Origin of the sequence: Flavobacterium aquariorum (assembly GCF_003254745.1) — a bacterium.
In the GTDB taxonomy this organism is placed as follows: Bacteria; Bacteroidota; Bacteroidia; order Flavobacteriales; family Flavobacteriaceae; genus Flavobacterium; species Flavobacterium aquariorum.
Map to the genome: position 1 here is coordinate 164,271 of NZ_QKXH01000010.1, position 8,190 is coordinate 172,460.

Below are 8,190 nucleotides of genomic sequence, written 5' to 3' on the forward strand. Positions count from 1 at the left end.
TTTTGTTTTTAAAAGATAAAAATGCAAAACTATAACAACCACTTATTTGTAACAAAATAGAATATAGAATTATGAATATACTACTTCAAAAATTTGACACCAAGCTAGACACAGCGCCATTTTCTAAAATAAAAAACGAAGATTACCTTCCTGCATTTCAGGAAGCAATTGTCTTGGCAAAATCCGAAATTGACGTCATTGTCAACAATACAGAAAATCCTACTTTCGAGAATACAATTGAAGCATTATCTTTTAGCGGAGATACTTTGGACAGAATTTCAAGTATTTTTTTTAATTTGAATTCGGCCGAAACGAGTGACGAAATGCAAAAAATTGCTCAGGAAGTTTCACCGTTATTGTCAGAATTTGGAAATGACATTCGTTTGAATGCCGCATTATTTGCCAAAGTAAAAACGGTTTATGATCAAAGAGAATCCTTAAACCTAAATCCAGAACAGGCAACATTACTAGATAAACAGTACAAAAGCTTTTCCAGAAATGGAGCCAATTTACCAGAAGACAAAAAAAATCAATTACGGGAACTTGACAAAGAATTATCGAAACTGAGTTTGCAATTTGGTGAAAATGTTTTGGCTGAAACCAATGCATTTGAATTGCATCTAACGGATGAAAAGGATTTAGCAGGCTTACCGGAAGGAACAATTGAAGCCGCTCGTTCATTGGCGAAAGCCCAAGAAAAAGAAGGCTGGATTTTCACCTTGGACCATCCGAGTTACATTCCGTTTATTACATATGCAGACAACCGTGAATTACGTAAAAAAATGGCGATTGCTTTTGGCGCCAGATGTTTCCAAAATAACGAATTCGACAATCAAGAGATTGTTTTAAAAATTGCCAAACTACGTTTCGAAAGAGCCAATCTTTTGGGATATAAAACACACGCTCATTTTGTTCTTGAAGAACGTATGGCCGAAAGTCCAGAGAAAGTATTGTCGTTTTCTAATGATTTATTGGCCAAAGCCAAACCAGCCGCGGAAAAAGAATTTGAACAATTATCTATTTTCGCCAAAGAACTGGATGGCATCGAACAGCTTGAAAAATGGGACGGAGCTTATTATTCGGAAAAATTGAAGCAACAATTATTCAATTTAGATGATGAAAAATTGAAACCATATTTCCAATTGGAAAAAGTATTGAATGGCGCTTTCATTATTGCCGAAAAATTATACGGATTGACTTTTACTGAGGTTTTTGATATTGATAAATACCATGAAGAAGTAACTACCTATGAAGTAAAAGACCAAAATAACGAATTGGTTGCTGTTTTTTATGCCGATTTCTTTCCAAGGAAAGGAAAACGAAACGGTGCTTGGATGACTTCTTTCAAATCACAATACATCAAAAACGGCATAAATGAAAGACCACACATTTCGAATGTTTGCAACTTTACAAAACCTACCGAAACCAAACCGTCGCTTTTGACATTTAACGAAGTGACGACTTTATTTCACGAATTTGGTCACGGATTGCATGGCATGTTAGCCAACACCACCTATCCAAGTCTTTCAGGAACATCGGTTTATTGGGATTTTGTGGAACTACCAAGCCAGATTATGGAAAACTGGTGCTACGAGCCAGAAGCTTTGGCTTTGTTTGCACACCATTATGAAACTGGGCAAGTAATTCCGCAGGAATACGTACAAAAAATTAAAGAAAGTGCAAGTTTTCAGGAAGGGATGGCAACCATGCGTCAATTGAGTTTTGGATTGTTGGATATGGGTTGGCACGGACAAGACCCAACAAATATAACAGACATTAAAGCTTTTGAAAATGAAGTATTTGCTTCAACACAATTGTATCCTGATGTAAAAGAAAATGCGATGAGTACTGCCTTTTCACATATTTTTCAAGGCGGATATTCTTCGGGTTATTACAGTTACAAATGGGCCGAAGTTCTTGATGCCGATGCATTTGATTATTTCTTAGAAGAGGGAATATTTAATACTGAAGTAGCCGAAAAATTCAAAGAAAATGTACTTTCAAAAGGAGGAACAGAACATCCTATGATTTTGTACAAACGTTTTAGAGGACAGGAACCAAAACCGGATGCTTTACTAAAAAGAGCGGGATTGTTATAAAATATTGCAGATTCTAGATTTTAGAATTCAAAGAGAAACCGAAGTAGAGATGCTTCGGTTTTATATTTTTAAAAAGCAATGAATCAATCATTACATTTTCCAAAAACACAAAACACAAACCCACCAAACAATAGGAATACTCTCAACCCAAAACGAAGTGTAATATTTGGACCGTTTTTCACTGGCGAAAGCCAAAAATAAAGCTGTAATAATGGCAATAATAATTATTAGCACTAAATGCATAATGTTGTACTTGAAATTACTATTAAACAATTCCAAAACACAAAAAATAATCAATAAAAGATAACCCAAATTTTTAGTTCGCCTCACTCCTATTTGTTGTGGAACGGTTTTTAAATGAGGATCATCATTGGCCAAATCTATAATTTCAAAAATAAGAATCAATACAAAAACCAATATAAATCGTTGAACACTTTTTAGATAAAAATCCAAAGTTATTGCAATTCCAGCATCCAGAATTGGCAATACTAAAGTTACTCCAACCCAACACAAAGCCACAATATAAATTTTGACACCAGCCCAATTTCTAGCATTTTTCCGATTTGGAAAAAATGGTAACGTGTACAATAAAGTCACCGATAAAACCCCTACTGAAACAATTTGTGTTATGCGTTGCAATTGAAAAAAGTAAAAACCAACCGCCAAAAAAGAAAAAATACTATACAAAACAATCAGTTTCAAAGTACCTCTCATTTTTATTTTATGTGTTCGGGCGAAACTATCGTACTTAACAAAATTATACCCCACAATAGTCCCAAAAAAAGCAAAATTTGCTATTGGTTTATCCTCAGGAATATTGAACATAAAATTGGTCATTTGTACCAAAGAATACACAGACAAAGCAACATGAATACTACTGTTTATATAAAACTGCAAAATATTTTTTAAAACCTTCATTTAACAAATTTAATCAATTGTTAATAAATCAGTCCATTAGTTGAAAAATCCCTATAAAATCAAGTTAAAAAAGAGCTTTATTAAGAGATTAATATTTATTTTTGCACCACAAAAAACACAACTCTTTTATTTCTACACTAAATAGTCTTGATTGGACCGAAATTCAAATATAATTGAATATTTAAACAATCAGGCTTTTCCTTTAGACTTAAAAAAAACAAATAGTAGCTACACACATATGAAATCGCCATGATTCATACTGTAGAATAATTAAAACAGAATGGCGATACCATGTTCAAATAAAAAACAAATATTAACTACACATGAAAACAGATTCTTTTGCTTTAAGACACATTGGCCCGAGAGAAACAGATTTACAACACATGTTGAAAACCATAGGAGTTGACTCCATAGAGCGACTTGTTTATGAAACCCTCCCGGATGATATTCGTCTAAAAGCACCTCTCGCTTTGGACCCGGCCATGACCGAATATGAATATTCCAATCATATCGCCCAGTTGGGAAGCAAAAACAAAATGTTTCAATCTTACATCGGTTTAGGTTACAATCAAGCTATTGTTCCGGCGGTTATTCAAAGAAATATTTTTGAAAACCCAGGATGGTACACAGCTTACACACCTTACCAAGCCGAAATTGCACAAGGTCGTCTGGAAGCAATTTTAAATTTCCAAACTATGGTAGTTGAACTTACCGGAATGGAAATCGCCAATGCTTCTCTACTTGACGAAGCGACTGCCGCTGCCGAAGCAATGGCTTTACTTTTCGACGTAAGAACACGCGATCAAAAGAAAAACAACATCAATAAATTCTTCGTTTCCGAAGAAATATTACCTCAAACATTATCTGTTTTAGAAACTCGTTCTACTCCAATCGGAATAGAATTGGTTGTTGGAAACCACGAAGCTTTTGATTTCTCATCAGACTTTTTTGGAGCTATTCTTCAATATCCAGGTAAATACGGTCAAGTAAACGACTATACCTCATTTATTGCAAAAGCTGCCGCTAATGAAATAAAAGTAGCCGTTGCTGCCGATATTTTGAGTTTAACAAAACTGACTCCTCCAGGAGAAATGGGAGCTGCAGTAGTAGTTGGAACAACACAACGTTTCGGAATTCCGTTGGGTTATGGTGGGCCACACGCTGCTTATTTTGCTACCAAAGACGAGTACAAACGCTCTATGCCAGGAAGAATCATCGGGGTAACTGTTGATACTAACGGGAATCGTGCCTTGCGTATGGCTTTGCAAACTCGTGAACAACACATCAAACGTGACAAAGCGACTTCAAATATCTGTACTGCACAGGTTTTACTTTCGGTAATGGCGGGAATGTACGCCGTATACCACGGACCAAAAGGTTTGCAATATATTGCCAACAAAGTTCACGCTTTGGCAGCAACTTTGTCAAACGAATTGGAAAAACTAGGTTTACAACAAACCAATACAGCTTTCTTCGATACTATCGTAATCAAAGCCGATGCTAAAAAAGTTCGCACTATTGCTGAACAAAACGAAGTAAACTTTTACTACATAGACAACAATACCGTTTCAATCTCTTTGAATGAAACGACAAGTATTGCCGATATCAATAAAATCGTTAGCATCTTCGCTTCCGCAAATGGTAAGCAAGCAACAACTATCGAGACTTTACCAGAGGCAAATCATTTCCCAGAGGATTTAAACAGAACATCATCTTTTTTACAACACGATGTTTTCAACCAGTACCACTCGGAATCAGCGATGATGCGTTACATCAAAATGTTGGAGCGTAAAGATTTATCATTGAATCACTCGATGATTTCATTGGGTTCTTGTACAATGAAACTGAATGCAGCTGCCGAAATGTTGCCATTGAGCAATGCGCTTTGGAACAACATTCACCCTTTTGCACCGCTAGATCAAGCACAAGGATACCAAGAAATGTTGTCAAAACTAGAGCAACAATTAAACGTAATCACTGGTTTTGCAGGAACTACTTTGCAACCTAACTCAGGAGCACAAGGAGAATACGCAGGATTAATGGTTATTCGTGCGTACCACCAATCTCGTGGTGATCACCACAGAAATATTGCTTTGATTCCATCATCGGCTCACGGAACCAATCCGGCATCTGCAGCAATGGCGGGTATGAAAGTTATCGTTACCAAAACATTGGAAAACGGAAATATAGACGTAGAAGATTTACGTCAAAAAGCAATTGAGCACAAAGATGACCTTTCTTGTTTGATGGTTACTTATCCATCGACTCACGGGGTTTTTGAAAGTGCCATTATCGAAATTACAAGAATCATCCACGAAAACGGTGGACAAGTATATATGGACGGAGCCAATATGAATGCACAAGTTGGTTTGACCAACCCAGCAACTATTGGAGCTGACGTTTGCCATTTGAACCTTCACAAAACATTCGCCATCCCTCACGGTGGTGGTGGACCTGGTGTTGGACCAATTTGCGTTGCCGAGCACTTAGTTCCTTTCTTACCTTCTAATCCAGTTATTCCAACAGGCGGAAGCAATGCCATTACAGGTATTTCTGCAGCCCCTTGGGGATCGGCATTGGTATGTTTAATCTCTTACGGTTACATCACAATGTTAGGTGCCGATGGATTGAAAGAAGCTACAGAGCACGCTATCCTGAACGCCAATTACATCAAAGAAAAATTAAACGGTCACTACGATACATTGTACTCTGGCGAAATGGGTCGTGCGGCTCACGAAATGATTTTGGAATGTCGTCCTTTCAAACAAAAAGGAATCGAAGTTACCGATATCGCAAAACGTTTAATGGATTATGGTTTCCACGCACCAACCGTTTCTTTCCCAGTGGCAGGAACCTTGATGATCGAACCAACCGAAAGTGAAAACCTAGAAGAATTAGATCGTTTTTGTGACGCCATGATTTCCATTCGTAAAGAAATCGAAGCTGCAACCATCGAAGACAGCAACAACGTATTGAAAAATTCTCCTCATACATTAGCCATGCTTACTGCCGAAACTTGGGATTTCCCATACAGCAGAGAGCAAGCCGCTTTCCCATTGGATTACATTGCCGAAAACAAATTCTGGCCTACCGTTCGTAGAGCCGATGACGCTTACGGAGACAGAAACCTAGTGTGCAGTTGTGCGCCTATCGAGGCTTACATGGAGAGCTAGATTACAGGTTGCAGATTGCAGATTGCAGATTGCAGGTTGCAGATTGCAGGTTGCAGATTGCAGGTTGCAGGTTGCAGAAATTAGATTGCAGATTATACAAAACCCTTTCAGTATTAAAACTGAAAGGGTTTTTCATTTTATAACCCTAATGAAAATAAGGAGCAGAAATTATTCGTTTCTCATCAACATAACTCCTGCTGTCCGCTGTATTCCCGATTAACAAAAACTACGGCAAAAAAGCCTTGTTTTTCTAAATCGGGAGATGCCGCTTCCATCAGGGCTAGTTAACACCTTTAGTTTTTCATAAGACGTTTTCCAAAAAAGCCACTGCACATTCTATAGCCGTTTTGCATATTTTTCACACCTCTACAAACTCCAAACTTGACAATATTACGCCTAACTACTATGTCTTGTTTTTCAGATAACAAAATAAGAAAATACCTCAATCTTTTTAAATACTATTTGCTAAAATTCTTATATTAGCATTAATTAACAACCTTTTAAACCATCATTCTATGGCCAATTTAACCAACAACCGAATCAACACTACCGCTACAGCTGCACAAATAACAGCCGTAAAAACTGCCTTGCAAACCATTACTGCGAACCTGCCTTTTCTGGTGGGGCTTACTACCGAGGAACGTATTGCTCTCCCGTCGATAAACGTTTCCAACAAGGCATTTACCGAGGACGCAATTAATGCAGGAGTAAACAACCCGACATTAATACCATCTTATGTATCTATAGCCAGTATGCAAAATGACATGTTGCTTTTTACACAACTCGATGAAATTATTATGGTAACCAAACAGTTACTTGAAAAAATGGAGGACACCCAATTATTGGTGGGTAGCGAAGCCTATACATCGGCACTTACGCTGTATAAACTTTTTGGCTCTGCTGCCGATGCTGGTGTAGGTGGTACCGATAGTATTGTATCACAACTCAAACAACGCTTCGCGGGTCAGGGAGGCTCAGGTATTCCTGCTACTCCAGTAGTTTCCAATTAAAAATATTTCAAGCAGTACACCAATCAAAAACGCTTTCTTTAGTAAGAAAGCGTTTTTTTTGTGCCTTGCATTGAGTGTCCTAAAATGACTTTTTTAAGGGTTTATTATCCTTTTTCACCAACAAAATTAGCCTTTAAGGCTAATTTTGTTGGTGAAAAAGGATAACTAAATTATGTTTAAAGGCTAATTCAGTTTGTATTTATTCATAACTAAGTTAGCCTATAGGGCTAACTTAGTTGGTAGTTAAGGCTAATTCAGTTAGCCTTCAAGGCAAATACTATTAGCCATAAACATTAATTTAGTTAGCCTTAACTACCAACTGTAATAAAAAATTTACATATATTTGTCTTATAACTTTGATATAAACCAAATGGACATCAAAAAAAAATTTCTGGAAAAGAGAGAGAATGACCCGCCATCATTGGGCAATTTCATCAACTGGCACTTTCAACAGAACAAGACCAAGAAGAAAAGCATATCCGATTTTTTAGGAGTTCTCCCCACTACCCTTAACGGCTATTTTAAGCAATCCTCTTTTCAGTTTGCTATTTTATGGCGTATCTCGCAGGCTGTACAATACAATTTTCTGATGGAACTAGGCGAACGACTGGCAATACCCTATGAAACCAAAGCTGAAAAGGAATTGAAAACCCAGCTTGCCGAGAATGAAAAACAAATTGAAACATTACAAACACAGCTCAATCTGTTTAAACAAATTCATAAAATAGAATAGCAACAAAAAGTGCGTTTGATGATTTGTAATCTTTTTTAGTTATTTTTGAAAAACAATAAAGCGTAACAAAACTTCGCCTATCACTTCGAAAAAGGGTGGATACACGAAGGTTTGTTTCGCATATATACTAGTTATGCGTGAGTTGAGCCGAAATTACGCAGGTAAATTCAATCAGAAAACAAGCATTTATTTCCGCAGAAAATTGACAAATAAGAAGCGTGAAAGTTGGAATCTGAAAAGCAGAAACTTGAAAAACA

The 8,190-nt window shown here is 37.0% G+C and carries 5 protein-coding genes; 4 read left to right on the forward strand and 1 reads right to left on the reverse strand.

The window, feature by feature from the left end:
- Window positions 1-71: 71 nt before the first annotated feature.
- Window positions 72-2,099 (forward strand): M3 family metallopeptidase, encoded by a 2,028-nt coding sequence (locus tag DOS84_RS15760; RefSeq protein ID WP_111411056.1) that lies wholly within the window; start codon window positions 72-74, stop codon window positions 2,097-2,099.
- Between the two features lie 90 nt (window positions 2,100-2,189).
- Here the strand turns inward: DOS84_RS15760 and DOS84_RS15765 are convergent, their stop codons facing one another.
- Window positions 2,190-3,017, reverse strand: a complete 828-nt coding sequence (locus DOS84_RS15765) for a UbiA prenyltransferase family protein (RefSeq protein WP_111411057.1) — start codon at window positions 3,015-3,017, stop codon at window positions 2,190-2,192.
- 323 nt (window positions 3,018-3,340) lie between these two features.
- On the opposite strand from DOS84_RS15765, the gene gcvP reads away from it, so the two are divergent.
- The 3 genes from gcvP to DOS84_RS15780 all read left to right on the forward strand — a co-directional run bounded on the left by gcvP (window position 3,341) and on the right by DOS84_RS15780 (window position 7,933).
- Complete coding sequence (gene gcvP, locus DOS84_RS15770; RefSeq protein ID WP_111411058.1) at window positions 3,341-6,190, forward strand: aminomethyl-transferring glycine dehydrogenase; 2,850 nt, start codon at window positions 3,341-3,343, stop codon at window positions 6,188-6,190.
- Window positions 6,191-6,705: 515 nt separating this feature from the next.
- On the forward strand, window positions 6,706-7,200 hold the full coding sequence (locus DOS84_RS15775) for a hypothetical protein (protein ID WP_111411059.1): 495 nt from the start codon (window positions 6,706-6,708) through the stop codon (window positions 7,198-7,200).
- A 370-nt stretch (window positions 7,201-7,570) separates the two neighbouring features.
- Complete coding sequence (locus tag DOS84_RS15780; RefSeq protein ID WP_111411060.1) at window positions 7,571-7,933, forward strand: transcriptional regulator; 363 nt, start codon at window positions 7,571-7,573, stop codon at window positions 7,931-7,933.
- Window positions 7,934-8,190 lie beyond the last annotated feature (257 nt).